Origin of the sequence: Vibrio sp. Vb1729 (assembly GCF_033338655.1) — a bacterium.
GTDB classification, from domain to species: domain Bacteria; phylum Pseudomonadota; class Gammaproteobacteria; order Enterobacterales; family Vibrionaceae; genus Vibrio; species Vibrio alginolyticus.
The window spans coordinates 1-25,050 of the sequence record NZ_JAWOTB010000008.1; the positions used below are offsets into that span (position 1 = coordinate 1).

21 protein-coding genes and 4 tRNA genes are annotated in these 25,050 nt (G+C 42.8%); 13 read left to right on the plus strand and 12 right to left on the minus strand.

All coding sequences use genetic code 11. From position 1 onward, the window contains the following. Positions 1-312 precede the first annotated feature (312 nt). Both R7E29_RS03645 and dld read left to right on the plus strand, forming a co-directional pair. The gene (locus R7E29_RS03645; RefSeq protein ID WP_017633645.1) at positions 313-1,215 is read left to right on the plus strand and encodes a LysR family transcriptional regulator; all 903 of its coding nucleotides are present in this window, start codon (positions 313-315) and stop codon (positions 1,213-1,215) included. A gap of 382 nt (positions 1,216-1,597) precedes the next feature. Continuing rightward, positions 1,598-3,304, plus strand: coding sequence for a D-lactate dehydrogenase (dld, locus tag R7E29_RS03650; RefSeq protein ID WP_054576739.1), 1,707 nt, complete (start codon positions 1,598-1,600; stop codon positions 3,302-3,304). Positions 3,305-3,444: 140 nt separating this feature from the next. Here dld and R7E29_RS03655 read toward each other — a convergent pair whose 3' ends face one another. From R7E29_RS03655 to R7E29_RS03670, 4 genes are all read right to left on the minus strand, one after another. Continuing rightward, a complete protein-coding gene (locus R7E29_RS03655; RefSeq protein WP_017820198.1) occupies positions 3,445-3,753 on the minus strand; it encodes an AzlD family protein in 309 nt (102 codons plus the stop codon). Further along, a complete protein-coding gene (locus R7E29_RS03660; RefSeq protein WP_017820197.1) occupies positions 3,750-4,481 on the minus strand; it encodes an AzlC family ABC transporter permease in 732 nt (243 codons plus the stop codon). The genes R7E29_RS03655 and R7E29_RS03660 overlap by 4 nt, the downstream gene beginning before the upstream one ends. Before the next feature lie 311 nt (positions 4,482-4,792). Then, the gene (gene alr, locus R7E29_RS03665; protein ID WP_054576738.1) at positions 4,793-6,022 is read right to left on the minus strand and encodes an alanine racemase; all 1,230 of its coding nucleotides are present in this window, start codon (positions 6,020-6,022) and stop codon (positions 4,793-4,795) included. Between the two features lie 201 nt (positions 6,023-6,223). Continuing rightward, complete coding sequence (locus R7E29_RS03670; RefSeq protein ID WP_053303666.1) at positions 6,224-7,855, minus strand: methyl-accepting chemotaxis protein; 1,632 nt, start codon at positions 7,853-7,855, stop codon at positions 6,224-6,226. A gap of 550 nt (positions 7,856-8,405) precedes the next feature. On the opposite strand from R7E29_RS03670, the gene R7E29_RS03675 reads away from it, so the two are divergent. From R7E29_RS03675 to R7E29_RS03690, 4 genes are all read left to right on the plus strand, one after another. After that, positions 8,406-8,492, plus strand: a tRNA-Leu gene (locus R7E29_RS03675). A gap of 36 nt (positions 8,493-8,528) precedes the next feature. Next, positions 8,529-8,602: transfer RNA gene (locus tag R7E29_RS03680), tRNA-Cys, on the plus strand. A 307-nt stretch (positions 8,603-8,909) separates the two neighbouring features. Next, on the plus strand, positions 8,910-10,433 hold the full coding sequence (gene amyS / locus R7E29_RS03685; RefSeq protein ID WP_053350850.1) for an alpha-amylase: 1,524 nt from the start codon (positions 8,910-8,912) through the stop codon (positions 10,431-10,433). A 130-nt stretch (positions 10,434-10,563) separates the two neighbouring features. After that, positions 10,564-10,818, plus strand: a complete 255-nt coding sequence (locus R7E29_RS03690) for a hypothetical protein (protein WP_005375990.1) — start codon at positions 10,564-10,566, stop codon at positions 10,816-10,818. Positions 10,819-10,892: 74 nt separating this feature from the next. Here the strand turns inward: R7E29_RS03690 and R7E29_RS03695 are convergent, their stop codons facing one another. Continuing rightward, positions 10,893-11,681, minus strand: a complete 789-nt coding sequence (locus R7E29_RS03695; RefSeq protein WP_005375991.1) for a lipase family protein — start codon at positions 11,679-11,681, stop codon at positions 10,893-10,895. Between the two features lie 69 nt (positions 11,682-11,750). Then, positions 11,751-12,680: a CHAD domain-containing protein gene (locus R7E29_RS03700; protein WP_318082405.1), complete on the minus strand. Its 930-nt coding sequence runs from the start codon at positions 12,678-12,680 to the stop codon at positions 11,751-11,753. Positions 12,681-12,981: 301 nt separating this feature from the next. Between R7E29_RS03700 and R7E29_RS03705 the strand changes: the two genes are divergently transcribed. Both R7E29_RS03705 and R7E29_RS03710 read left to right on the plus strand, forming a co-directional pair. Then, a tRNA-Leu gene (locus R7E29_RS03705) sits at positions 12,982-13,068 on the plus strand. A 36-nt stretch (positions 13,069-13,104) separates the two neighbouring features. After that, a tRNA-Cys gene (locus R7E29_RS03710) sits at positions 13,105-13,178 on the plus strand. Between the two features lie 5 nt (positions 13,179-13,183). Here the strand turns inward: R7E29_RS03710 and R7E29_RS03715 are convergent. The 5 genes from R7E29_RS03715 to rnk all read right to left on the minus strand — a co-directional run bounded on the left by R7E29_RS03715 (position 13,184) and on the right by rnk (position 18,567). Next, positions 13,184-14,176, minus strand: a complete 993-nt coding sequence (locus R7E29_RS03715; RefSeq protein ID WP_318082406.1) for an LLM class flavin-dependent oxidoreductase — start codon at positions 14,174-14,176, stop codon at positions 13,184-13,186. A gap of 235 nt (positions 14,177-14,411) precedes the next feature. Next, positions 14,412-15,452: a diguanylate cyclase domain-containing protein gene (locus R7E29_RS03720; RefSeq protein WP_250158468.1), complete on the minus strand. Its 1,041-nt coding sequence runs from the start codon at positions 15,450-15,452 to the stop codon at positions 14,412-14,414. Between the two features lie 298 nt (positions 15,453-15,750). Beyond that, positions 15,751-16,737 (minus strand): ABC transporter substrate-binding protein, encoded by a 987-nt coding sequence (locus tag R7E29_RS03725; protein WP_005376042.1) that lies wholly within the window; start codon positions 16,735-16,737, stop codon positions 15,751-15,753. A 227-nt stretch (positions 16,738-16,964) separates the two neighbouring features. Then, positions 16,965-17,924, minus strand: coding sequence for a GGDEF domain-containing protein (locus R7E29_RS03730; protein ID WP_025767735.1), 960 nt, complete (start codon positions 17,922-17,924; stop codon positions 16,965-16,967). 235 nt (positions 17,925-18,159) lie between these two features. After that, positions 18,160-18,567 carry a nucleoside diphosphate kinase regulator gene (rnk, locus tag R7E29_RS03735; RefSeq protein WP_005394604.1) on the minus strand — a complete coding sequence of 136 codons (408 nt, stop codon included), beginning with the start codon at positions 18,565-18,567 and terminating at the stop codon, positions 18,160-18,162. Positions 18,568-19,093: 526 nt separating this feature from the next. Here rnk and nirB point away from each other — a divergent pair. The 4 genes from nirB to cobA all read left to right on the plus strand — a co-directional run bounded on the left by nirB (position 19,094) and on the right by cobA (position 23,973). Next, positions 19,094-21,658, plus strand: a complete 2,565-nt coding sequence (gene nirB / locus R7E29_RS03740; protein WP_054575959.1) for a nitrite reductase large subunit NirB — start codon at positions 19,094-19,096, stop codon at positions 21,656-21,658. Positions 21,659-21,671: 13 nt separating this feature from the next. After that, on the plus strand, positions 21,672-21,995 hold the full coding sequence (gene nirD, locus R7E29_RS03745) for a nitrite reductase small subunit NirD (protein WP_005387969.1): 324 nt from the start codon (positions 21,672-21,674) through the stop codon (positions 21,993-21,995). 194 nt (positions 21,996-22,189) lie between these two features. Next, positions 22,190-23,041, plus strand: coding sequence for a formate/nitrite transporter family protein (locus R7E29_RS03750; RefSeq protein ID WP_033907034.1), 852 nt, complete (start codon positions 22,190-22,192; stop codon positions 23,039-23,041). 173 nt (positions 23,042-23,214) lie between these two features. Next, a complete protein-coding gene (gene cobA / locus R7E29_RS03755; protein ID WP_054575960.1) occupies positions 23,215-23,973 on the plus strand; it encodes a uroporphyrinogen-III C-methyltransferase in 759 nt (252 codons plus the stop codon). Between the two features lie 16 nt (positions 23,974-23,989). On the opposite strand, the gene R7E29_RS03760 is transcribed toward cobA, so the two are convergent. Next, complete coding sequence (locus R7E29_RS03760) at positions 23,990-24,430, minus strand: DUF4174 domain-containing protein (protein WP_017820187.1); 441 nt, start codon at positions 24,428-24,430, stop codon at positions 23,990-23,992. A 119-nt stretch (positions 24,431-24,549) separates the two neighbouring features. On the opposite strand from R7E29_RS03760, the gene R7E29_RS03765 reads away from it, so the two are divergent. Then, complete coding sequence (locus tag R7E29_RS03765) at positions 24,550-25,038, plus strand: NYN domain-containing protein (RefSeq protein WP_005387978.1); 489 nt, start codon at positions 24,550-24,552, stop codon at positions 25,036-25,038. Positions 25,039-25,050 lie beyond the last annotated feature (12 nt).

A 25,050-nucleotide genomic window follows, 5' to 3' on the forward strand; every position in this document is an offset into this window, starting at 1 on the left:
ACACTAGCTCAGTTGGTAGAGCGCAACCTTGCCAAGGTTGAGGTCACGAGTTCGAACCTCGTGTGTCGCTCCAAATTATTCAGATATGGCTATGGCGGTATCTCGATGCCAAGTGCATCAACTTAAAACCAGCGAAAGCTGGTTTTTTTGTATCTGAAGACTGATAAATTCACACCATCTCTTTTTCATTACCTGTGAGCTTAGCAACCCCATCTCTGTCACGAGTTTCTGATATTAAGTGTGACCCGATGTTTCGCACCTCAGCCAATTTCAGTTTACAATACGGGCTTCCAAAGGATTTGACGAAGACGCATGAGAAATACCGACGATTACATCATTTTTTATCACTTGATCGAGCAAGGTTCATTCAGTGCTGCCGCGAGACATATGTCACTGACCAAATCGGTCGTCAGTAAACGGATTGCCAAGCTTGAACAAGAGCTTGGTGTACAGCTTCTCTACCGAACAACGCGAACGCTAACGTTGACTGAAGCAGGACGAGCGTTTTTTACTCATGCAAAAGCGGTTTATCAAGCGGTGGCAACGGCGGAAGAATCCATTGTGGGTTTAGGTAAAAACTTATCTGGAAACATTAAAATTTCGGTGCCTACTATCTCTGGTGAATTAATTCTTCCTCAAGTGATTAATGAATTTAATCAGAAATACCCAGACATCAATATCGATATGGATCTAGATAATCGTTTCGTCGATATCGTGAATGAACGTTTTGATTTGGCAATTAGAACGGGTGTGTTGCCAGATTCTAGTCTGATTGCAAGAAAGCTGGTGGATGCAAATTGGATCATTTGCGCGTCACCCCAATACCTAGCTAAACATGGCATACCTAAACAACCTCAAGCCTTGGCTAAACACAATTGTTTAGTCTATTCCTACCAAGAAACCGGAGCGCATGAGTGGGCGTTTAAAGATGGAGACGAGGTATATCAAATCACCGTCGACGGTAACCTCTGTACTAACAATTCTTCTGTATTGAGAAATGTGGCGCTGTTAGGGCAGGGAATCATCTATGTGCCGCGTGTATTGGTTTATGAAGACTTAAAGCAAGGCAGTCTGATTCAGTTATTTAAAGACGAAACAGCCAAATGTTTGGGTATTTATGCGGTGTACCCTTACACTCGTCAGCAACCAGAAAAAATTAAGATCTTTATCGATCATCTATACACAAGCTTTCAAAGTCAAAACCATCGATTTTAAGCCAATAACTCAACACCGATCGTTATGTTGGTGTTGAGCTTATGTTTCCATCTTCATTTCTAAGAGTCCTCTTAAATTTAGGAGCTTACGCTTCTCCTCGTTTTCTTCACTAATATTGATAACAAGATACCCCGCACAACTGTTAACAAATGGTTTTGCTATTGTTTCTTTTAAGAAACGGTCTGTTTCTTACGTTAAATTTCTCAAATGTGAAAGATAAGTAACAGAAAAATAAAGAATTATTTTGTTTGTTGTTTATTGATTACGTATTGTTCGTCCGCCTGACATAGACGCAGAGAAATGGACTGCTTATAGTGGCTCAAACGCCATGCCTGCCGCTAAGCGGTGTTGTGAGCGAAGTACAATAACTAGAGATACGGATATGAAACAAAAGCAGCTGATTGAAGAATTTAAAACCATCGTGGGGGAAGAAAATGTTCTAACCGACGAGGTTAAAACGAAATATTACCGCTCGGGGTTTCGTTCGGGTAGTGGTAATGCGCTTGCTATCGTGTTTCCTAACACTCTTCTAGAACAATGGAAGATTATTAAACAGTGTGTTGAAGCAAACTGCATCATTATCATGCAGGCGGCTAAAACAGGTTTAACAGAGGGCTCAGCTCCGAGTGGTAATGATTATGATCGCGATGTGGTTGTGATCAATATTACCAAAATCAAGAAGATTCACTTATTAGATGGCGGTAAGCAGGCGGTTTGCTTGCCTGGTGCGAGCTTACACTCTTTGGAGAAAGAGCTGAAGGCAGTGAACCGAGCACCGCATTCTATCATCGGCTCTTCATCGCTAGGTGCCACTGTGGTCGGTGGTATCGCCAATAACTCAGGCGGTGCGCTAGTTAAGCGTGGTCCTGCTTATACGGAACTGGCGATCTATGCGCAGGTGGATAAGCAAGGCCAGTTACATTTGGTGAACCACCTTGGTATTGAAGGATTAGGTGAAACGCCAGAAGAAATTCTAACAAACCTGCAAGAAGGGAACTTTGACCCAGCGAAGATCATTCATGATGAGCGAATGGCATCAGACAAAGAATACGATGAACGTGTTCGAGACGTGACTTCTGACATTCCTTCTCGCTTTAATGCCGATGAACGCCGATTATTTGAAGCCAGTGGCTGCGCTGGTAAGTTGGGGGTTTTTGCCGTTCGGGTTGACAGCTACCCAGTACCCGAAAAAGAGCAGGTTTTTTACCTTGGCACCAATGACCCTGCGAAACTAACGAAGTTGCGAAAAGACTTCTTATCTACGTTTGATAACTTGCCTGAGATGGGAGAATACTTGCATCGAGATATCTTCAACATGGCAGAGAAGTACGGCAAGGATGTGTTCTTATCCATCGACTTGTTAGGTACAGATAAGTTGCCAAAAATGTTCGCACTTAAAGCTAAGGTAGAAAATTTCTTAGAGCGCATCCCATTTGTCAGTAAATATCTACCAGACACCATTTTGTACTACGCGAGCAAGTTGTTCCCACAACATTTACCAGAACGAATGCTGGATTTCCGTGACAAGTATGAGCATCACCTGGTATTGAAAATGAGTGATGGTGGTATTGCTGAGGCGCAAAAATACCTCAAAGAAGTTTGGGCTGTTGAAGACGACTGTGATTTCTTCGAGTGTACGCCGGAAGAGGGTAAAAAAGCTTATTTACATCGCTTTGCAGCAGCAGGTGCAGCAATTCGTTACGAGACGATTCACCGAAAAGACGTAGAAGACATCGTTGCACTTGATATTGCTTTGCGACGTAATGATGAAGAGTGGCTAGAAACTTTGCCTGAAGAGGTAAGTAAGAACCTTGTTCAAGCGCTCTATTATGGTCACTTTATGTGTTACGTCTTCCATCAAGATTACATTTTCAAAAAAGGGACTGACACGAAGTTGATGAAAAAGCTGATGCTAGAGCACCTCAATAGCCGTGGTGCCAAATACCCAGCAGAACATAACGTGGGTCACTTGTATGAAGCCGAAAACTCGTTGCAGAGGTTTTACCACGAATTAGACCCAACCAATACCTTTAACCCTGGTATTGGTAAAATGGACAAATATAAGCGCAATTGTAACTGCTGTGCGTAATGTGCTGTCTCACCATGATTAATAATCGTTGTTCATCGTTAAAATGATGAGCATAAGATAAGCCCTGATGACACTTGTGACATCAGGGCTTAGTGTTTTGGGTCTTTTATTGATGACTGGTATCGGCGTTGAAACAGCGACTAAAGAGCACGTACTGCGGCGGCGGCGATGATGCCTGCTGCAATTGCGGGTAGAGGCTTTTTCACGATGAACATGACAACGGCAGTAGAAAACAGTGCTGCTCTAGCACCGTTATCACCCTCTACTGCTAGCGGAGCTAAAAGCGCAACCAATACAGAGCCTGACATCGCAGTAATGAAACGTTGAACCCGTTCGCTAATTGGAATGAATGACATTACATACACTCCGCCCCAGCGGGTTATGAGCGTGACTAGCGCCATAGCGATGATGATAAGCAGTGTGCCACCTAAGGTTGTTTCGATGTTCATGCTTTCTTCTCCTTCCAACAAGCACCCAAGACTCCGCCAGTAATGGCGCCAACCACTACGTGGCTATTCTCTGGCAAATACCAATACGCCAACATAGAAGAGGCTGCTGCTATGGCCCAAATTGCAAAGATTCTTAAGTCTTTCGGCCCGGCTACCACCATAGACAGCAGGAAGCATCCCATAACCATATCGAGCCCGAGGCCCACCGGATCTTTGATTGCGCTACCAAAATAAATGCCGATCCAGGTGCCCACAATCCAAAAAGACCACATCGCTAAGCCGCCACCAACAAGCAAGCCAAAGCCTGGTTCTTTTCTACCAAATGCATTGAGTGCCATTGCCCAGTTGGCGTCTGATGCAACCAGCATTACACCGTAACGTTTTGTTGGTGGGAGTTGTCGTAACCATGGATAAAGTGTGGCTCCCATCAAGAGGTGACGAGCATTAATAGCAAATACAGTAATAAGAACTGGAATGAGAGGGACTTCTGCTCCCCACATTTCTAACGTGGCAAATTGTGAAGCACCGGCGAAGACCAGTGTGCTCATCAACATAGTGGGAAATACATCTAGTCCAGTCTGTACGGCAGCAACACCGAAAGCGAGGCCAAATATGACCACGAACATAGAGAGAGGTAAAAGTTGGGTGAAGCCGTTCCAGACGTCAAGCCGATTAAATTCGTGCAACTCAGTGGAGGAGCGTTGAAGATGTTGAGTATTTTCTGTCATAGAGATACCTAGCTAGCAGGCAAAGGGGCAGTGCCATACGAGTGTGTTTGTTATTCTTTTGTAAACTTCATGTTTAACATCAATTAGAGGGGCTTTCAAACACTAAGTGCTATATAAAAATGAGCCATCCAAGCGGCTTTAAGAAACAGAGTGTAGAGAGTCGCACTTGGTAGTGCTAAAGAAGAGTAAAACAACAGAAATAGTAAGCTCTGTTTAATTGATAGAATCACGAGCTAGTACAAATTAGTAGATAAGAAAGAAAGCGAGCACCAGGCTCGCTTTTTCGCTCTGTTACGAATAACTTAGTAGGTTTATTTTACGTAGACACGAGGGTTCGCGCTTCCCCAAACCGTATATAGTTCAGGGAAGATGACTTCTGCGTGTTTTTCCATCTCAGCAGCTGAAATCGTTTTGCCTTGTTGGGAGCCAAACAAAACAACTTCAGAACCAGGCTCAACATCTTTGATACCTGTAACATCTACCATTGTGGTGTTCATTGAAGCAACGCCCGCAACTTTTGCACGTTGGCCATTGATCAGAACTTCTGCTGTATTCCCCATTTTTCGTGGATAGCCATCAGAGTAACCAACAGGAATGTTCGCCATTAAGCTTTCTTTGCTTGTTGTGTAGCTGCTGTCGTAACCGACTGTGCTATTTTTTGGCAGGTGGTGAACGGATGCCACGCGTGTTTTGAAAGACACGATAGAAGGGTACTCAGGGTTAGTTGGTAAGTCTCCGTATAAAACGCCACCAGGACGAACCATATCAAGCTGGGCCTCAGGAACATTAAGCGCGGTGTAAGAGTTTGCTACGTGCAGTAAAATGTTGTCGCGTTTTAGATTCGCTTCTTTAATCAGCCATGCAGAACTGTCTTTGAATGAAGCTAACTTTTGGCGCACGTCGTCTGCATTGTAGTTAGGGAAATGAGTCATGATACCAACAATATTAACGCCAGCTTGTTGAGCGATTTCTAGCGCTTCTTTCTTGCCCGCTTCTGTCGTCATATCAACACCATTACGTCCCATACCACCGTCGTTAAGAGCAAGGTGAACTTTGAGTTCTTTACCAGCTTTCTCGGCTAGTTTAGACAGTGCTTTAGCTTGCTCTGCTGTGCCTATCAACTCTTCGACATTTAGGTCGATTGCGGCTTCAATCTCGCCAATATCCGCTGAGCGTACACGCATGAGTTGGCCTTTAAAGCCACTGTCGCGAACAGTTTGTGCTTCGGCGTTACTTGCAACGGCAACGCAAGGAATTTGTTGTTCGATAATAGTCGGCATCAGGCCTGCGATACCATTACCGTATGCGTCGGCTTTCATCACGGCGCAGATTTTCGTTTTGCCATCCATGTGCGATTTAAACTGCTCAATATTATCGCGGAACTGACCTAAGTTTATTTCTAGCCAAGCGTTAGCACCTTGAACTTGCTCTGCTTTTGCTGCTGTATTGCTAATTTGCAGAGGAGCAGCAGTAGCTTGCATTACAGGAACCGCGATTGCAGCAGCGATAGTCAGTGATAGTAAGGTTTTATTTAAGCGCATAAAGTCTCCGTACGCGTTTTTTGTATTGGTTATGTTATTGAGTACTTGGGGAAAGTACCTGACGAAGTAAAACGCTCCAAGTGGTGCTTTGGAGCGTTTGTTAAGATAGTGATTTAATATATACCTAAATATACCTCAGTGATGACATTCAATTTAAGCAAATCGGGATTGATTTGATATCTACTAAGGTACCCACTGAGTTTAACTCAGTTTAAAGCGGCTCATTACATCTTTAAGAGAAATGGATAGCTGGCTTAGTTCGCGGCACGCCTGTGCGGTTTGCTCCGAGCCTTGCGAGACCTCTTGAGATGCCAAATGTATGTTTTCAATGCTGCGGTTAAGCTCTTCCGCAACGGAGTCTTGCTGGTTACAAGCCGTGGCGATTTGGGTACCCATGTCTGAGATGTCCGAAATCGAATGCTCAATGTCGCTCATCAGCTGTTTTGATTGAATGCCTTGTTCTGCACATTCTGAGATACTGGTTCTAGAAAGTTCAGTGGCTGATTTTGCGTCTTTTGCAAGTGATTGTAGCTGCTCAATGATCGAAGTGATTTCACTCGTTGAATCTTGCGTACGGCCGGCAAGAGTTCGAACTTCGTCTGCAACGACGGCAAAGCCACGACCAGACTCACCAGCACGCGCCGCTTCAATGGCTGCATTAAGTGCAAGTAGGTTGGTTTGATCGGCGATGTCGCGGATAACATCCACGATCACGTTAATTTTATTCGATTGCTGTTCAAGCTCTGCTACGGTATCGCCTGCAGCGCCAATTACGTTTGAAACTTCTTGAATCGCGTCAACCATACCTTGGGTTTCACGAACACCGTGTTGTGTGCGGCGGTTTGCTTCGTTAGCTTGGTTCGCTGAGTCTTCAGTGTTACGAGCAACATCGGCTACGGCCGCTTTCATTTCTGTCATTGCTGTTGCGATGTGCGTAATTTGCAGCTGTTGATCTTTCATACCAGACGCAGAAATATCGGAGATTTGGTTCATCTCTTCGACAGCGCTGCTTAACTGAGTAACTGCAGCAATCACATTATCGATAACTTGGCGTAAGTCGTCTTGCATCTTAGTGGTCGCGTCTGCCAGTTCACCAAGCTCGTCATTGCCGATTGCTTTACGGTCAATGTCACTTGATAGATCACCTGTCGCGATGGCATTTGCTTGCTCAACAACAAGTTTAAGTGGGCCACAAATTAGGCGAGTCAGCACGTATGTCATGCCTACCATGATCAGTAGAATAATCACGTTACTTGCAATTGAAGAATTACTCAATCCATTTACAGAGGACAGGATATGAGTTTTGTTGCTATCCATAGCTTCTTTAAGGAGACGGATTAGTTCGCCTAACTCTGAGTCAACCGCTTCGAAAGCAGACAAAGAGTTCGCCAAAATAGGGTGGGCCTTGCTTTTGTCGTTAGCTAGCATCGCTTCATTGTACTGGTCCATAGTATCCAAGTACTTTTTCCACTGACGCATAAGACGCTGGTAAGTTTGCTGCTCTTCGCCAGGCCAGATAGTTTCACCGTAAGCGTTGAGCTCTCTAGTGATCTTTTCGCGTTCTCTAATATTGTTAGAAATTTTAGTTTTGACTTGGTCTGCGTCTTCATAAGTGTACGCAGCAAATTGAGCTCGGCGCCAGCGAGACAAATGATCTCGAATCGAATCGACCCTTTCCATTGCAGGAAGCGTATCATCGGTATAGTTTAAAAGCTCAGATTTGATGCTTTTGAGCTCTGTAGATAAAAACACGCCAAATGCAATGTTGACGATGGCAATGAGTAAAAACGATAGCGATATCTTTTTCGCTATAGAAAGATTCTTGATAGACATTAGTGATATACCTTGTTTTTCTTATGTTGTGTCGCCAAAGTAAACCACATCCTTATATGTGATATATGTCCATTAAATTACTGCAACTCGTGTAACGTACCATTATTTATTGATATTTTCGATAATGAATTGAGCTTTGTTTGAAAATAAAAAAAGTCAATGATTTTATAAAGGTACGACCACATTCGATATAAAGTTATCAGTAACAAAATATGATGTTCTGTACGCAATCGTGCCAAGAGTAGGGAATTAAATTGTTACAGATGTTACAGCGGTGAAAAGATCAGCGTTCATAACGTGATAGTCGCGTGTTTACCTCGAAGCAGTTACGGACACTAGTATGCGTATGACTTCAGGGCTAATGAAAGGGAACGGGTGCTTATTGGTCTAATTGAATGCCAAATGTACTAGTCAGATCGCTTTTTAAGCACTTAAATAAAAAAGATAAAATTTATTGTTGACCAGATAAATTAATCCGTTAAAGTACGCCTCGTTCTCACGGCAAAGGTCGATGAGACAGATGGTGTCTAACCCATCGCATGATTGCGTTGCCCTGGTGGTGGAATTGGTAGACACAAGGGATTTAAAATCCCTCGGCGTTCGCGCTGTGCCGGTTCAAGTCCGGCCCGGGGCACCATCAAAATCTTTGGTGACAGAGATACAATATCAGAAAGGCGCCTTGGCAGAGTGGCTATGCAGCGGATTGCAAATCCGTGGACCTCGGTTCGACTCCGGGAGGCGCCTCCACTATTTCGAAAGCCAGTCTTAAATGACTGGCTTTTTTCGTTTTTAATCCGCCTTTTCGTAACCCTTCGCGCTTTCCTAAAGTCTCCCATGTTTTGATCACCATTCAATATTTTTAACGCGCTAATTATTGATTTTATAAATGTTAGACAACTCAATAATTGTATAGTGTGATTGGTGATAGTTTCTCTTCGATTGTAATCCGAACTTTTTGTATTACAGGCAGCAACCTAGCTAGCGTCATAGTTAGTATCGCTTGGTGCGTATATGCAGAAAGGAGGATTCTAGTCCTTAACGTGAGAGAAAAATAATGAAAACATTCAACCTTAAACCTACACTTTTACCCTTAACTTTGCTGCTCAGTTCGCCTGTAATGGCGGCACAAAATGGCACCATGATGCAGTATTTCCATTGGTATGTGCCAAATGACGGTGCACTCTGGACACAAGTTGAAAACAACGCGTCGGCACTATCTGACAACGGCTTTACTGCGTTATGGTTGCCGCCCGCCTATAAAGGTGCTGGTGGTAGCAACGACGTCGGTTATGGCGTTTATGATATGTACGATTTGGGAGAGTTTGATCAAAAAGGTTCGGTGCGCACCAAGTATGGCACCAAAGATCAGTACCTAAGCGCCATCAATGCTGCCCATAAAAACAATATCCAGATTTATGGCGATGTGGTGTTCAACCATCGCGGTGGTGCGGATGGAAAGTCTTGGGTTGATACCAAGCGCGTAGATTGGAACAACCGAAATATTGAACTTGGTGATAAATGGATTGAAGCGTGGGTAGAGTTTGATTTCCCTGGGCGCAACGACAAGTACTCAAACTTTCATTGGACGTGGTACCACTTTGATGGCGTGGATTGGGACGATGCTGGCGAAGAAAAAGCTATCTTCAAATTCAAAGGCGAGGGTAAGGCATGGGATTGGGAAGTGAGCTCGGAAAAAGGCAACTACGATTACCTTATGTACGCTGACCTAGACATGGATCACCCTGAAGTGAAGCAAGAGCTGAAAGACTGGGGTGAGTGGTATATCAACATGACTGGTGTTGATGGGTTTAGAATGGACGCGGTGAAGCACATCAAATATCAATACCTGCAAGAATGGATTGATCACCTACGTTGGAAAACAGGGAAAGAACTTTTCACGGTCGGAGAGTACTGGAACTACGATGTGAATCAGCTGCATAACTTTATCACCAAAACTTCTGGCAGCATGTCTCTATTCGACGCACCGTTACATATGAACTTCTACAATGCGTCTAAATCGGGTGGTAGCTACGATATGCGTCAAATCATGGATGGTACGCTGATGAAGGACAATCCAGTCAAAGCGGTAACCTTAGTAGAAAACCATGATACTCAACCTTTGCAGGCTTTGGAGTCGACGGTTGATTGGTGGTTTAAGCCGCTCGCTTACGCATTTATCTTATTGCGTGAAGAAGGTTATCCATCCGTGTTTTATGCAGATTACTACGGCGCGCAGTACAGTGATAAAGGGCATGACATCAATATGGTCAAAGTGCCTTACATTAAAGAGCTAGTAACACTGCGTAAAGATTATGCGTATGGCAAACAACATTCTTATCTCGACCACTGGGACGTAATTGGTTGGACTCGAGAAGGTGATGCAAATCATCCACATTCAATGGCCGTGATCATGAGTGATGGACCTGGCGGTTCGAAGTGGATGTATACGGGTAAACCAAGTGCTCGCTACGTAGACAAGTTGGGTATCCGAACTGAAGAAGTTTGGACTGATGCGAATGGTTGGGCCGAGTTCCCAGTAAACGGCGGATCTGTCTCGGTTTGGGTTGGCGTTGAATAATCCATTCCTGTGATTTTGATACAGAGTAGGCAATTCTTAATAAAACTTTTCAATGAATCAATGTGTTATTTGATATTCATTCGACAAATGAGTAACTTATATTTGAGCATAATCTAGAGGAAGATAAAGAATGGAATCTATTGCTGATGTATTGGTTGTGGCTATTGTGTTCGGTGCCATATTTGGGGGCGGGATAATAAAGTTAATCTTGAACCATCGTAAAGAAGTAAGAGCGTTGGAGATATCTGAACGTAATACGATGAGCCGAGAAGAACAAGATAACCTTAACAAGCAAATTGGTGACTTGAAGCGACGTGTTGAAGTGTTAGAGCGAATTGTCACAGATAACAAATATCAACTTGAAAAAGAAATTGCCTCTCTGTAGATCACCACTTAATCGTAAAGCCGGCGAAGTCCGGCTTTTTCGTGTCTATACTTCATACCTTTCGGATGTTTAACTCAGCGTTCATCAAAAAAGTCTTTGTCGCGAATGTATTTACTCATAAAGTGATAAGAGAACGGTCGCATTAACCAACTAAATAAGGAGCGCCCAAGCCGTATGAGCGTTGGGGTGTTCTCGTATATTCTCCCGTTATATAACCATAGCATTTTGCCTACATGCCAATACAAAAAAGGTACGGGCGGCATAAAGGTCACGATGTCGATGTCGCAACAAATCCTGTATGTTTTGTGCCCCAAACGGTAGCGTTTCTTAAACGTCCAATCCCCGACAGCGGGCTGTCCGAAAGTGACCACGCGTTTAATGCTTTTTGGGTATTTTTTCTCAATATAGTCAGCAAAAACACTGCCAATCGCGCCACCTGAAGAGTGGCCAGTAATAGTGATTCTTTTCCCCCTGAGAATAAGTGGTACAACGATACCTTCGAGGCGTTCGATCACGGTCAACCCTAACCGATCTTCATTCCGGCTCGGTAAACTTTCTTGGAACAACAGATGATAGAAACCCGCGTGAATGCGATAGTTTAGTCCCAACCTTCGACAGCTTCTCGTCCACATCGCGAAGTTCAACAACCAATCACTGATACTGTGTGAGCCTTTAATCACTACGACCACTTCACTCTGTTTTTTACTCCAGAGCACGCGAATCATAATCTTACCGTGTTCATTTCTAATGACTCGTTGCCCATTAGGATCGAACCCGTATTGAGTTTGCCTGAAGACGCGAGGGTAGGCGAGATTACAAAGCACCGCATAGCGCTCGTATTGGTATCGTTTTAATGGTTTCACGTTATCTTTCTTAGTGGAGCCTAACGGTTGACTGTAATTAATGAATATTAAAAATACGTGAACCTTGATTTAGAGCCGATAGAGATTCTGTGTATTGGTATCGCGAATGAAAGACTCAAACTGGCTTAAATGCGTCAAGATGGTTTGGCGAGAGAGTTCATGATGTTCGCTAAGCACGTTAATTAGCTTTTTCAAAGCCTTACGATCTTTTTTATTGAGATTTGCTGTCTCTTTGAGTTGTGCGAAAAATTCAATTTGACTTGAAGTGTCGTTAAAGTCACCGAGCTTATCTTGCAATAGTTTTAGTTGTTTCACGTTGTTTTTGTGCTGTTGGGAAGTATAGAGCGTGGAAAACCCTTCTAACAGATAACGCAGCGCTTTGCACTTTATCCGCATCGAATGAATCACGCTGTCACGACTTTTGTCCGAGATCTTGCGCCGTGCTTTATCAACTTTTTTAAATTGATCGGAGATTTTTTGGCTTGCGAAGAGTAACGCAGGTACGTTGCTATCCACTCGTTCGTGTTGCGTACTTCGCAACAGACTATTCCTGACCAAAGTGCAGTGCGTTGTGTATTCTTCTGTAGCTAGCCAACGCGTAACTTTTGCCTGTTCGTAAGCACGTTCGGCTTCGATAAAGCCAAAAAACTGCTCAAGAGACGATTTGTGGTTTGGGAGCATTTCAATGTATTGTTTTTTGCCCAAGATAAATACGTCCAAATCACGCAGCTTATTTGTTTTCTTCATCATTGTTTTTAAATGAGGTTTCAAAATACGCTGCTCAAAAGGAGGGATCAGTTCGCGAAGTAGTAAGCATAGTGAGCGTATGCGCCTTAGTGTGACGCGATACTGGTGTGTATATTCAGGATCCAAGTCTTCGATGACTCCCAGCTCCAGAGAGCGTGCATAATCAAATTCACTAAGGAAGAAGTGGGGCACTACGAAGTCGAGTTCGGAGTCGGCATGTAAGGGTAAGTGAAATGATGGTTTTCGAAACATGATGAGCGCTATTTTGTTCTCTGAAATACACGTTAAGTTTATACCCATACTGTTAACTTGCGCGATTTGTTGGCTCTTCATTGATATAAAATGAGAAGGTTAAAAGGCACGAAAGCAAAGCGTATTGATGATCAAATAAGCAAAATGATCGCCCTTTGTTCGTTAGAGTCGTCTTTTTAACCATTTGAATAAAAAAGACTAATTTTTTGTTGACCAGATAAATTAATCCGTTAAAGTACGCCTCGTTCTCACGGCAAAGGTCGCGAGATAGATGGTGTCTAACCCATCGCATGATTGCGTTGCCCTGGTGGTGGAATTGGTAGACACAAGGGATTTAAAATCCCTCGGCGTTCGCGCTGTGCCGGTTCAAGTCCGGCCCGGGGCACCATCAAAATCTTTGGTGACAGAGATACAATATCAGAAAGGCGCCTTGGCAGAGTGGCTATGCAGCGGATTGCAAATCCGTGGACCTCGGTTCGACTCCGGGAGGCGCCTCCATTCTTTTACTTGTCCATGAGTTCCGATAGTAACCTGTAGGATCTCAACTTCTCAGATTGTTCAAACACCATCGTGTTTACCATAATTTCATCTGCCCCAGTGCGTTCCAAAAGTTTCTCAATTTTCTGTCTTACATATGTTTGATCACCATGGATAGATTCACGTAATTGAGTTTCAACGTAAAGCTTTTCCTGTGCTGACCATAGTGGTGCCATACTTTTCGCTGGTGCGCGAAGTTTTTCGCGATTGCCGCGAATCATTTTTAAGAATTTTTGCTTCTCTGTTGTCGCGAGAAAATCTGCATGTGACTGAGTATCCGCTACGATAACGTTGGCACAAATCATCACATAGGGTTGAGCTAAATGCTCGGATGGGACAAACTCATCTCGATAAAAGTTTAGAGCACGAGACATTGCATCTGGAGCAAAGTGTGCAGCAAATGCGAAAGGTAAGCCTCTCTTAGCTGCTAAACGTGCGCTGTATGTACTCGACCCCAGAAGCCAAATCGGCAGAGATGTGTTGTTACCTGGATAAGCCGCGACTGGTTGATTTCGAGATACGGGACCAAGAAAGAAATTAAGTTCCTCCAACAGCTCTTCAAAGTCAGGATCCATATGCTCTGGTTCCCGCCTTAATGCATGCATTGTTTGGTAGTCGGTGCCTGGTGCGCGTCCTAATCCGAGGTCAATACGACCAGGGTATAATGCCTCTAACGTTCCGAATTGCTCTGCAATAACTAGTGGTGCATGGTTAGGTAACATGATTCCACCTGATCCTAAACGGATCGAGTTCGTGTGCGCTCCAATATGACTGAGTAATACACTGGTTGCGGCACTGGCGATGTCGGGCATGTTATGGTGTTCAGCCATCCAAAACCGATGATAGCCCCAGGACTCGATTGATTGAGCTAATTCAACGGAGCGTTCGAACGTTTCGGTGAAGTTTGTTCCGTCGGACACGGGTGCCAAATCCAGAACAGATAAACGAGGAAAAGACATAGGATAGTTATAGCCTGTTAATGAATCTTAACTATCATATGGTGGTGAAAGTTGACGTTTAAAAGGGGAGGATTAACCATTCACAATGGATTATTTTTCTTCAATGCCTGGAGAGCGTTTAGCTTACGAGTTTAGCTTTTGCTATGTGATAAAAGCGGCTTTATTACTGTAAGTGGCCACAGTGGTCGATGTCGTTGAATATTCGCATGTAGAACGTTTCCACAGCTACTTTAGATTAAAACATAGGCCTCTTTAACAGCGAACTGCTGTTGTCGACAATAGTGAACGAGCTAGCTTTAGAACGTTTTGACTGATACATAGACTTGTCTGCCGCTGTTAATAATTCATGTACATTCGACCCATGCTCAGGATAGAGTGCAATACCAATGCTAGCTCCGACGCATAACTCTTTACCTTTAAAATGAATTACTTTTTCTATTTCTTGGATATAGCGTAGTGCACATGCAGACAGAGACGTACCTGTTGTGTGTGAACGATGAATAATAATAAATTCATCTCCACCAAAGCGGCCTACCATGTCTGATTCGTCGATAATACTTGATAATCTACTAGCTACAGATTTTAACACTGCATCACCTGCCTCATGGCCATGGCTATCGTTAATATCCTTAAATAAATTTAAATCTATAAAAAACAAACTAAAACTATTCTCACTGCCTCTGAAATTACGCGTAAGCTGGATCAAATGTTTTTCTATTGCTCGACGATTGTAGATATTAGTTAAGGAGTCGTGCTCAGACAAAAATACCAAACTTTCTTTTTGACGATTTAGAACTGAAGTTTGATTCTCTACTTCTTCTTTAAGTTTTGATTTTGATATTGTTGTGTGGTTTAACAATGCCGCCATTTTATTGAAGTAACAAGACAGATTTTCAAATTCCGTGAATTGATTTTCTGAAGGGATTTTATAGTCAAAATTTGACCTGCTTAATTGTTTTATTCCATTTATAAACCTTTGAAAGCTTCTCTTGAACTTTATTTTTATATAAAAGCATAATAGCATAACAACCAGAGAGATAAAAATAATACCTGCTTGAGTGTAATAATTTAAATTTTGTAGTTTTGTAGACTTATTATTAAGTATTTTTTTATAAATATATATTATTTCATTATTCATATCCTGGGATACAATGTTTATTCTGGATTGTATGACAGGATTTGATTTATTATAATTTACGACTGAATCATAATGGTGATCTTTGTCTAGTAAATGATTATTTTCGTATTGAACTAAAAAATACAGTTCGAGATTCATTTTTTTTAGGTCTTTAGTAAGGTATAAAACATCTTCATTTTGAGATAATAATTCGTTTAATTTGTTATGAGAAATCATGAATTGTGTGAAATTGTTTTTTCCCCTATTTTGAGTGTAAGCCCAAAGATAACTACTTAATGACTCTAATGATATTTGTATGTCCATTATTTGGTTTAATTGTTTCTTGGCTTTATAATCTTCTATTTTTATGAAGCTTATGTATACTATAACGCTGATACATAGTATTACGCTTAGACTGAATAGTGATGCTAAATAGTGGTTTAACGAACGATGCATTTTAATCTAGACCATCAAAATATGAATTGATATAGTTTTCTTTAAATATTTTTCTGTAATTTGGAATCTGTCCTTCTACATAGTTTTGTTTTAATGCCCAATTAGCTTCTGATTGTAATGTAAATAATAAAGAATTCGTTAAATTTAATCGAAAGTTATAATCATCCCAACTCCAAGATATTTCTTCAACTGTTGTGTTAAGTTTTTGTGATAGTATTTTCATTGTTAAATGAGGGTTTTTATCCATCCAGTTAATTGAGTGATGAAGTGACTTTATTATTTTCATTACTTCTTGATCTGATTTTTCAATGTGTATTTCTTTTGATACAAGCAAAAAGTAAAGTTTATACACGCCAATAATTCCTATGTTCTTTACTTCTTCATTTATTCTATTCTTGGCCATAAATCCGTATGGCTCCCAAGTAGATATTGCATCGACGTTTCCTTGCATTAAATGATTTATAATAACCTGCGTTGTTGATGATATTTTTTCTACTTTTTCTAAATCAATGTCATTTACCTGTAGCAACAAGTCTAAGTAATATTCGCTAGCGCTCTTTTTTATTACACCAACCTTTTTTCCTGGTAATTTATCTATACTTTCTATGCCAGACCGCTTTTTAGTTAGCAGCTTAATATCATTCGTAGAAGATGCAAAAGAAGTGATTAATGCTAAATCTTTGTATTCAAAGCTTTTAAACATCAGTACGCTTTCAGAAAAAGTGGCGTAATTAACATGGTTTTCTAGAAGTAGGTTTGAACATTCGACCCCTCCAAAGCACATGATAAGTTCGACGTTTAAATCGTTTTCTTCAAACGCACCTATGTGCTCTGCAATGATAAAAGGGGCTGACAGAGGCGTCTTAGATATACCGATTGTTGTAGGTTTGTGGATAGCATTTGATACCGTTGTTAACTTTAAATAAGCAACTACTAATGCAGAAAGAACTAAAATTATGATAACTGTAGAAATCTGTTTTGTATCCATCAAAAACAACTCCCTTCATAATAGTAGTAATTAATCTATCAGTTAAATGAGTGTAGTTGCTTATTGGGTTGATGCTAGGAGAGGAGGGGATTTATTTGTATCGTGCCAAATTTATGAGTACCTAGGGGTAATTTCGGTAACTGGCTTAGATATAAAGAATTTATCTTTAGTTAGTTCAAGTTGTAGCAAATGACTGATTTCATAACATGATGATTTATGGAGAGATATCAACTTTTTAAGTTGAAAAATTGTACTCCATTTTTGCCATTTTTCTTTATCTCATACATTGCGTGATCGGCTTTTTGATACACTTCATTAAACGGTTGCTTTCCTTTGTTAAAGAGACAAACACCGATACTCATTCCTATCGTTACTTTATGTAAGTCTTGATTTATCGCTGGAATGATTGAATCTAAGAGTTGATTGCAAAGTTGGGATATTTCCTCTCGACTTGAATGCCAGTTTAAGATAACAAATTCATCGCCTCCTATGCGTCCAACTTGAGACTTGCTTGACGCAAGCTCTGTTAAGCTATTGGCGATATTGATGAGGAGGGTGTCGCCAGTATGATGGCCTAGCTGGTCGTTAACTGCTTTAAAATTATCTATATCAACAAACACTAAAGCAGACTGCTGAGACGGTTCGGTTTGAGGTTGATGATTAAAGTTTTCCTCAATTGCTTTTCTATTTAACAATCCAGTCAATGGATCACTCGAAGCCAACTTGGCCAGTTGCTGCTCATAACGCTTTTCTTTTGTAATATCGATATGAGTACCCATCATCCGTAGTGGTTCGCCATCAGAACCATACTCGACGATGCGCCCTCGATCGTAGACCCAGCTATCACTGCCGTCTTTATGAATCATGCGATGCACTACCTCATAAAGGTCGGTCTTGCCTGCTAGGTGATCTTCAAATGCACCCACCGCAAGATCATAATCTTCAGGGTGGAGATTGTTTTTCCACGTTTCAACCGTCGCGGTTAACTCATGGGGCTGATAACCTAGCATTTTTCCCCACTGCATATTGAATATCGTCAAAGTACCTGAAGGAATATGCTGCTCCCACAAACACAGTCCATTACTGTCGAGTGCAGCATTCAACTTTTCTTGTAGTCGCGCATTCTTCCGCTTCAGCTCTTCATTTTCTTTTTCTAAGCAGGCAATTCGAGTTAGATATTCTTCCATTTTGCGCATAATTTACGTCGATTTCGGAGCGACAATATACGAAAAATACTTTGCAATTTCTATGATTGAGCTTGGAGATATAAGTATTGAATATGCGGTAAATAATAAAAAATCGGTGATGTTACTTAAGAGCAGCAAAGTAAATACTTGGAAAAAGAAGGAAATAGGGGGCAAGCGAGGGGCTCTCCTGGTGCAAAGTCTTAAATGGAGGCCTTTGCACCGGGACTACTGAGGGTTAGCGGTTTAGTGCACCACAACGCTCAGGCTGGTATGTGATATCGACAATTTCAATTGTCTTCACTTGATTATTTGGCATTGGCCATTCAAGTTTTTGACCAACAGACAAACCGATCAGTGCGCTGCCTACGGGCGCAAAAATAGAGATATCATCACTGCTTTTCAGTTCAGAAGGGTAAACCAATGTCTTTGTCATGGTTCTATCTTCACCTGCAAATTTAAACTCTACAGTTGAGTTCATCGTGACCACGTTATCTGGCATTTGTTCTGGCTCAAGAACTGTTGCTCGGTCGAGCTCTGCTTCTAATTCCACAAGCTCCGCTGCGATGTTTGGCATTTTATCCAACAAGGCCGTGATTCGGTTCATATCTAAGCTTGAGATGTAGATAGAATTGTTTTCTGACATTTTATGACTCCCAAATAAAAGGCCGCCTCACAAAAATGGGACGGCACTCTATATGTCAATTACGGTATCAACCATATGGACGCTATTCCATATGAACTAAACCTGATTTTAGTCTTTATAATGCGACTTAGCTAGTAAAAAATTTTTATTGTGAAGCTTGATTTTTCTAAACCTTTCAATCACTTCAGATATTGTTCTCTGATCACCTTGAAACGGTGAAGTCAAGTGAGTGCGTCGTTTAGAAGCAAAACAGGATTTATCGTAGGTGTGCTCGGTTTCGATGGTCAGCCTTACTTCATAAAGCAAAACGGTATAGTCCGTTGCTAGTATGGCTTCGGTTATCTCAGTTTGTTAAAACTACCAATATCCGTTAATAAATTACTTTTTATTTCGCAATAGTCAGATAATTACGTTCATCTACCCCTTTAGGGTAGTTTGAAATTGTAATTGATTTACATCATGTATTAATTTTCTTTCACAATTAACAATGAGCTCAGTGATAAGAACCTAACTCTTAGGAATTATAATGAGCAAGTTGAAGCTAGTAGTCATCGGTAACGGTATGGTAGGGCACCGTTATATTGAAGACTTAGTCGAGAAAGCTGATATGTCTAATATGGACATTACGGTTTTCTGTGAAGAACCTCGTGTCGCATACGACCGTGTGCACCTTTCCTCTTACTTTTCTCACCATACTGCAGATGAACTTTCTTTAGTGAAAGAAGGCTTCTACGAGAAACACGGTATTAACATGCTGATCGGCGAACGCGCGATTAACATCAACCGTGAAAACCGCATTGTTTACTCAAGCACTGGCCGAGAAGTTCAATACGACAAGCTGATTCTTGCTACTGGCTCATTCCCATTTGTTCCACCTATCAAAGGTCACGAAAGCAAAGACTGTTTTGTTTACCGTACTATCGAAGATCTTAAAGCGATCGAAGCGTGTGCGAAGAAGAGCAAATCAGGTGTTGTTGTCGGTGGTGGTCTGCTAGGCCTTGAAGCAGCAGGCGCACTGAAAGCACTGGGTGTAGAAACGCACGTTGTTGAGTTCGCGCCAAAGCTAATGGCTGAGCAACTTGACCTGGCTGGTGGTAACCAACTTCGTCAAAAGATCGAGCGTATGGGCGTGAACGTTCACACCAGCAAAAACACGCTTGAGATTGCGGCAGAAGGCACAAACGCACGCAACGTTATGCGTTTTGCTGACGGTTCAGAGCTAGAAACAGACTTCATCGTATTCTCTGCAGGTATTCGCCCACAAGACAAACTAGCACGCCAAATGGAGCTAGAAGTGGCACCTCGTGGCGGTGTTGCTATCAACGACCATTGTCAGACTTCTGATGAGAACATCTACGCTATCGGTGAGTGTGCGTCTTGGAACGAAATGTTCTACGGCCTTGTTGCTCCTGGCTACAAGATGGCGACCGTTGCTGTTGACCACCTACTAGGTAACACAGAAAGCAAATTCGAAGGCGCTGACATGTCTGCGAAGCTGAAACTTCTTGGCGTGAAAGTAGGCTCTATCGGTGACGCGAACGGTCGTACTGAAGGGTGTAAGAGTTACGTTTACCAGAACGAAGAGCAAGAAGTTTACAAACGTCTTGTCGTTTCTGAAGACAACAAGAAACTGCTTGGCGCGGTTATGGTTGGCGATACGTCTGACTACGGCGACCTGCTTCAACTTATGTTGAACGAAATCGACCTACCAGAACACCCGGATGCGTTGATCCTTCCTGCACACGCAGGCGCTGAGAAACCAGCACTAGGTGCAGACGCTCTACCAGAAAGCGCAGTGATCTGTTCTTGTTTCGACGTGACAAAAGGCAAGGTCGCACAAGCGGTCGCTAATGGTCACCACACGTTGGGCGACATCAAAGCAGTGACGGGCGCGGGTACAGGCTGTGGTGGTTGTATTCCTCTAGTGACCTCTGTTCTAAATGCTGAGCTTGCTAAATCTGGTATCGAAGTGAAGAACGACGTGTGTGAGCACTTTGCATACTCACGCCAAGAGCTGTTCCACCTAATCCGCATTGAAGAGATCAAAACGTTTGATGAGCTTCTAGAGAAATACGGCAAAGGTTACGGCTGTGAAGTTTGTAAACCACTGGCTGGTTCTATCTTGGCTTCTTGCTGGGGTGAGCACATTCTTAAGCCACAACTGGTTAAGCTGCACGACACGAACGATAACTTCCTAGGTAACATCCAAAAAGACGGTACTTACTCTGTTATCCCACGTATGGCGGGTGGCGAAGTAACACCTCAAGCACTGAGTGCACTAGCGAACGTTGCAGCAGAATACAACCTATACACCAAAGTAACCGGTGCTCAACGTATTGGTCTGTTTGGTGCTCAAAAAGACGATCTTCCAGAGATCTGGCGCAAGCTTATCGACGCTGGTTTCGAAACAGGTCAAGCGTACGCAAAAGCACTTCGTATGGCGAAGACATGTGTGGGCTCAACTTGGTGTCGTTACGGCGTTCAAGACTCTGTTGGTCTGGGTTCTTACATCGAGAACCGTTACAAAGGCATTCGTACACCTCATAAGATGAAGTTCGGTGTTTCTGGTTGTACTCGTGAGTGTGCGGAAGCACAAGGTAAAGACCTTGGCATCATCGCGACTGACGCAGGTTGGAACATGTACGTATGTGGTAACGGCGGCATGAAACCTCGTCACGCAGACCTACTTGCAAGTGACCTAGATAAAGAAACACTAATCAAGTACATCGACCGCTTCATGATGTTCTACATCCGTACTGCTGCGCCACTACAACGCACATCAGTTTGGATGGAAAACATGGAAGGTGGCGTTGACTACCTACGCGAAGTGATTGTTAACGACAAGCTTGGTATCAACGCTCAACTAGAGGCAGACGTAGCGAAGCTTGTAGACGAGTACGAGTGTGAGTGGACTGCGACCATCAACGACGAATCACAACTGACTCGTTTCGCGCACTTCATCAACTCTGACAAGCGCGATGAAAACGTCGTGTTTGTACAAGAGCGTGAACAGCACCGCCCAGCAACCTTCACGGAAAAACACCCTGAAGCGAAAGGCGACATCCTACACGTAGCGATCACTGAAGCATAAGGGAAGGTTGATTATGTCATTTGAAAAGATTTGCCAAATCAGCGACATCGTACCGGGCACGGGTGTTTGTGCACTGGTTGATGGTCAGCAAGTTGCGGTATTCCGCCCAACACAAGCAGAAGAAGTGCTGGCGATCAGCAACACAGACCCGTTCTTCCAATCAAACGTGCTTTCTCGCGGTTTGATCTGTGAGCACCAAGGCGAGCTTTGGGTGGCTAGCCCACTTAAGAAGCAACGCTTTAACCTGACAACAGGTGCGTGCATGGAAGACGAGCGTTTTAGCGTGAAAGCGTACAAAACCCGCGTAACAAACGGCGAAGTAGAAATCTCTGCGTAAGCTTGGTTTTCATTCCCTCCTCTTAGGGGAGGGAATGAACTGAAACCTAGATTTAATAGACAAAGGCTTTCCAAGCATCAACTCAGGGGAACAGGGAAGCGAGGTGTTGTAGACAGCGTTCAGGTGTCAACGGGAAGCCTTTCTCTATTAAATCTTTAACTTTTTAACTTTCAATTTTGGATAAGGACACATTCATGTCTACTGATTTTAAGCCTGCAGAATTCGTGCAAACCATGATCAATGTTGGTGAAGCGAAAACCAATACAAGCACGCGAGATCTTCTGCTTCGCGGTACGATGGCTGGCGTTATTCTTTCGCTTGCGGTGGTGGTTGCTATTACCGCGATTGTACAAACGGGTATCGGCCTTGTAGGTGCACTTGTTTTCCCCGTTGGTTTCGTAATTCTAAGTGTGATGGGTTATGACCTAGTAACCGGTGTTTTTGGTCTAGCGCCTCTGGCTAAGTTTGCGAACCGTCCGGGCATCACTTGGGGTCGTATCTTCCGTTGTTGGGGTCTTGTAGGCTTGGGTAACCTTATCGGTTCTCTGATCGTTGCTTACCTAGTGGCTATCTCTCTAACAGGTAACTTCTCTCTAGAACTGAACGCAGTAGCGAAGAAATTTGTCGCTGTTTCTACCGCGCGTAGCCTTGGTTTTGAAAACATGGGTATGGACGGATGGATCACGTGTTTCGTACGCGGCATCTTCTGTAACCTAATGGTGTGTCTTGGCGTTATCGGCAACATGACAGCACGTTCAGTGTCTGGTCGTGTAGCAATGATGTGGTTCCCAATCTTCATCTTCTTTGCGCTAGTATTTGAACACACCGTAGTAAACATGTTCCTATTCCCACTAGGTATGATTCTAGGTGCGGATTTTGGTATCGCGACTTGGTTGAACTTCAACCTTATTCCAACCATTCTAGGTAATATTGTCGGTGGTCTCGTAATGACTTGTATTCCACTGTACCTAACTCACGCAAAAACAGCGCCTTCTATCAACGTAGTTGAAGAAGAAGTAAAAACAGAGCCTGCAATCGCAAAATAAACCGCTTTTATCTGGCCCTACCTATGGTAGGTAGGGCTGTTCAACTCATTTAACTTTCGATAAGTATTGTATTGATTTAACTATAAAAAGTAATAACTCCTTGGGGTGATTTTAACCTTGAGTTAATGACTTGAGTGTTACTTTTTATGTCCAAATTTTCGATAGGCGTTGATATGACAACTGTTAACTCATCTTTAAACAGCGGCTTTGTTTCTCTTGTTGGTGCAGGTCCAGGTGATCCTGATTTGCTCACAGTAAAAGGCTTAAAAGCCATTCAAGCGGCTGAAGTTGTGGTGTACGACCGATTGGTGTCGAAAGACATTCTTGAATTGGCTCACGCATCAGCAGAGATGATCTACGTAGGTAAAAAATTAGACTTTCACTGTGTGCCTCAAGATCAAATCAACCAAATCTTGGTGCAGAAAGCGCAAGAAGGTAAACGCGTTGTGCGCCTAAAAGGTGGGGACTCATTTATCTTTGGCCGTGGTGGTGAAGAGCTAGAAGAGCTAGCCGAATTTGGCATCAAATACGAAGTGGTTCCTGGTATTACGGCGGCGGCGGGTGCAACGGCATACGCTGGTATTCCATTAACGCACCGTGACTATGCTCAAAGTGTTCAATTTATCACTGGTCATGTACAAAAAGATGGGCGTGAGATTGAATGGCATTCACTAGCGCAATCCAACAACACACTTGTGTTCTATATGGGGTTGAAGCAAAGCGGCCATATTATGGATAAGCTGATCACTCATGGGTTAGATCCTGAGATGTCATGCGCCATTATTGAAAACGGTACGCGCCCAGAGCAGCGCGTGTTCCAAGGAAAGTTGAACGAGCTATCGATCATGGCAGAGCAAGCCGTGAGCCCAGCATTGATTGTGGTTGGCAGCGTGACTCAACTTCACAACAAGTTGGATTGGTTCGCAAAGTAATACTGCCCAGAAGTGACTATATTTTACAGGGGCTTTGTTGCCTCTGCATTTCTTGCTTACGCATAGGCATTTGATCAATGAGGTTGTTGATAAACGGCCAGTCTGTTTCTGCGCCCCAACGGTGCTTTTCTAGACCATCTTTACCAAGCAAAATAGCAGTATGAGAACCTTTTTCGACCGCATAAAGACGAGCTAGCATTTTTAGGTCGAACTCTTCTTTAAGCCAAGCAGGAAAGGTATAACCTTGTTCTGTAATGACCAGTGTGACGACATCTCTGTCTTCCAACTCACACTCATTCATAAGTGTTTCTAGCAAGAATTGTTTGACGTATTCATCATTTTCCGGCGCAAAGTAGAGCACACTTCTATGTGGCCAGTATTTGGAGTGCGCTGGATAACCAAATGCTGTCGATGACAAGATACAAGAAAGCAGTATCACTAGTAACTTTCCGCCCATGACAGTTCCCCTAGAAACCCAAATAACTTTTTATACGTTAAGTTTAGTGGAATTGGCTCATTGTGCTTTTTCCAAAACTGGCATAGGGTAGGCAGCAAATAAATTGAGCGTAGAAATAGATGAGTTCGGAAAGCAAACAAAAAATCGCCATTTTGGTTGATGTACAGAATGTGTATTACACCTGTCGCGAAGCGTATCGAAGCAATTTTGATTACAACCAGTTTTGGTATGTCGCCACACAAGGGAAAGAGGTGGTAAGTGCTCGTGCTTATGCCATCGCGAGTAACGATCCAAAACAACGTCAGTTTCATCACATTTTACGCGGTGTTGGATTTGAGGTGATGCTTAAACCCTACATCCAGCGTCGTGATGGCAGCTCGAAAGGCGATTGGGATGTGGGTATTACTCTCGATGCAATTGAAATTGCTCCCGAAGTTGAGGAAGTGATTCTAGTTTCGGGAGATGGAGACTTTAGTCTGCTAGTAGAGAGAATTCAGCAGCGCTTCAATAAAACGGTGACCGTTTATGGTGTACCTAAACTTACATCTCAAACTCTGATTGATTGTGCCGACAATTTTGTCGCGATTGATGACGATTTCTTGCTGTAGTTAATAGTGCAA

Excerpts from the sequence above, each read along its gene's own strand:
- R7E29_RS03720 (WP_250158468.1), bottom strand. The coding sequence starts at position 15,452 with ATGAATCTCGAACTGTATTTTTTAGTTCAATACGAAAATAATCATTTA.
- R7E29_RS03645 (WP_017633645.1), top strand. The coding sequence starts at position 313 with ATGAGAAATACCGACGATTACATCATTTTTTATCACTTGATCGAGCAA.
- nirB (WP_054575959.1), top strand. The coding sequence starts at position 19,094 with ATGAGCAAGTTGAAGCTAGTAGTCATCGGTAACGGTATGGTAGGGCAC.
- alr (WP_054576738.1), bottom strand. The coding sequence starts at position 6,022 with ATGCGCTTAAATAAAACCTTACTATCACTGACTATCGCTGCTGCAATC.
- dld (WP_054576739.1), top strand. The coding sequence starts at position 1,598 with ATGAAACAAAAGCAGCTGATTGAAGAATTTAAAACCATCGTGGGGGAA.
- R7E29_RS03725 (WP_005376042.1), bottom strand. The coding sequence starts at position 16,737 with ATGGATACAAAACAGATTTCTACAGTTATCATAATTTTAGTTCTTTCT.
- R7E29_RS03750 (WP_033907034.1), top strand. The coding sequence starts at position 22,190 with ATGTCTACTGATTTTAAGCCTGCAGAATTCGTGCAAACCATGATCAAT.
- R7E29_RS03730 (WP_025767735.1), bottom strand. The coding sequence starts at position 17,924 with ATGGAAGAATATCTAACTCGAATTGCCTGCTTAGAAAAAGAAAATGAA.
- R7E29_RS03765 (WP_005387978.1), top strand. The coding sequence starts at position 24,550 with ATGAGTTCGGAAAGCAAACAAAAAATCGCCATTTTGGTTGATGTACAG.
- rnk (WP_005394604.1), bottom strand. The coding sequence starts at position 18,567 with ATGTCAGAAAACAATTCTATCTACATCTCAAGCTTAGATATGAACCGA.
- R7E29_RS03660 (WP_017820197.1), bottom strand. The coding sequence starts at position 4,481 with ATGACAGAAAATACTCAACATCTTCAACGCTCCTCCACTGAGTTGCAC.
- R7E29_RS03690 (WP_005375990.1), top strand. The coding sequence starts at position 10,564 with ATGGAATCTATTGCTGATGTATTGGTTGTGGCTATTGTGTTCGGTGCC.
- R7E29_RS03760 (WP_017820187.1), bottom strand. The coding sequence starts at position 24,430 with ATGGGCGGAAAGTTACTAGTGATACTGCTTTCTTGTATCTTGTCATCG.
- cobA (WP_054575960.1), top strand. The coding sequence starts at position 23,215 with ATGACAACTGTTAACTCATCTTTAAACAGCGGCTTTGTTTCTCTTGTT.
- amyS (WP_053350850.1), top strand. The coding sequence starts at position 8,910 with ATGAAAACATTCAACCTTAAACCTACACTTTTACCCTTAACTTTGCTG.
- R7E29_RS03670 (WP_053303666.1), bottom strand. The coding sequence starts at position 7,855 with ATGTCTATCAAGAATCTTTCTATAGCGAAAAAGATATCGCTATCGTTT.
- R7E29_RS03700 (WP_318082405.1), bottom strand. The coding sequence starts at position 12,680 with ATGTTTCGAAAACCATCATTTCACTTACCCTTACATGCCGACTCCGAA.
- R7E29_RS03715 (WP_318082406.1), bottom strand. The coding sequence starts at position 14,176 with ATGTCTTTTCCTCGTTTATCTGTTCTGGATTTGGCACCCGTGTCCGAC.
- nirD (WP_005387969.1), top strand. The coding sequence starts at position 21,672 with ATGTCATTTGAAAAGATTTGCCAAATCAGCGACATCGTACCGGGCACG.
- R7E29_RS03655 (WP_017820198.1), bottom strand. The coding sequence starts at position 3,753 with ATGAACATCGAAACAACCTTAGGTGGCACACTGCTTATCATCATCGCT.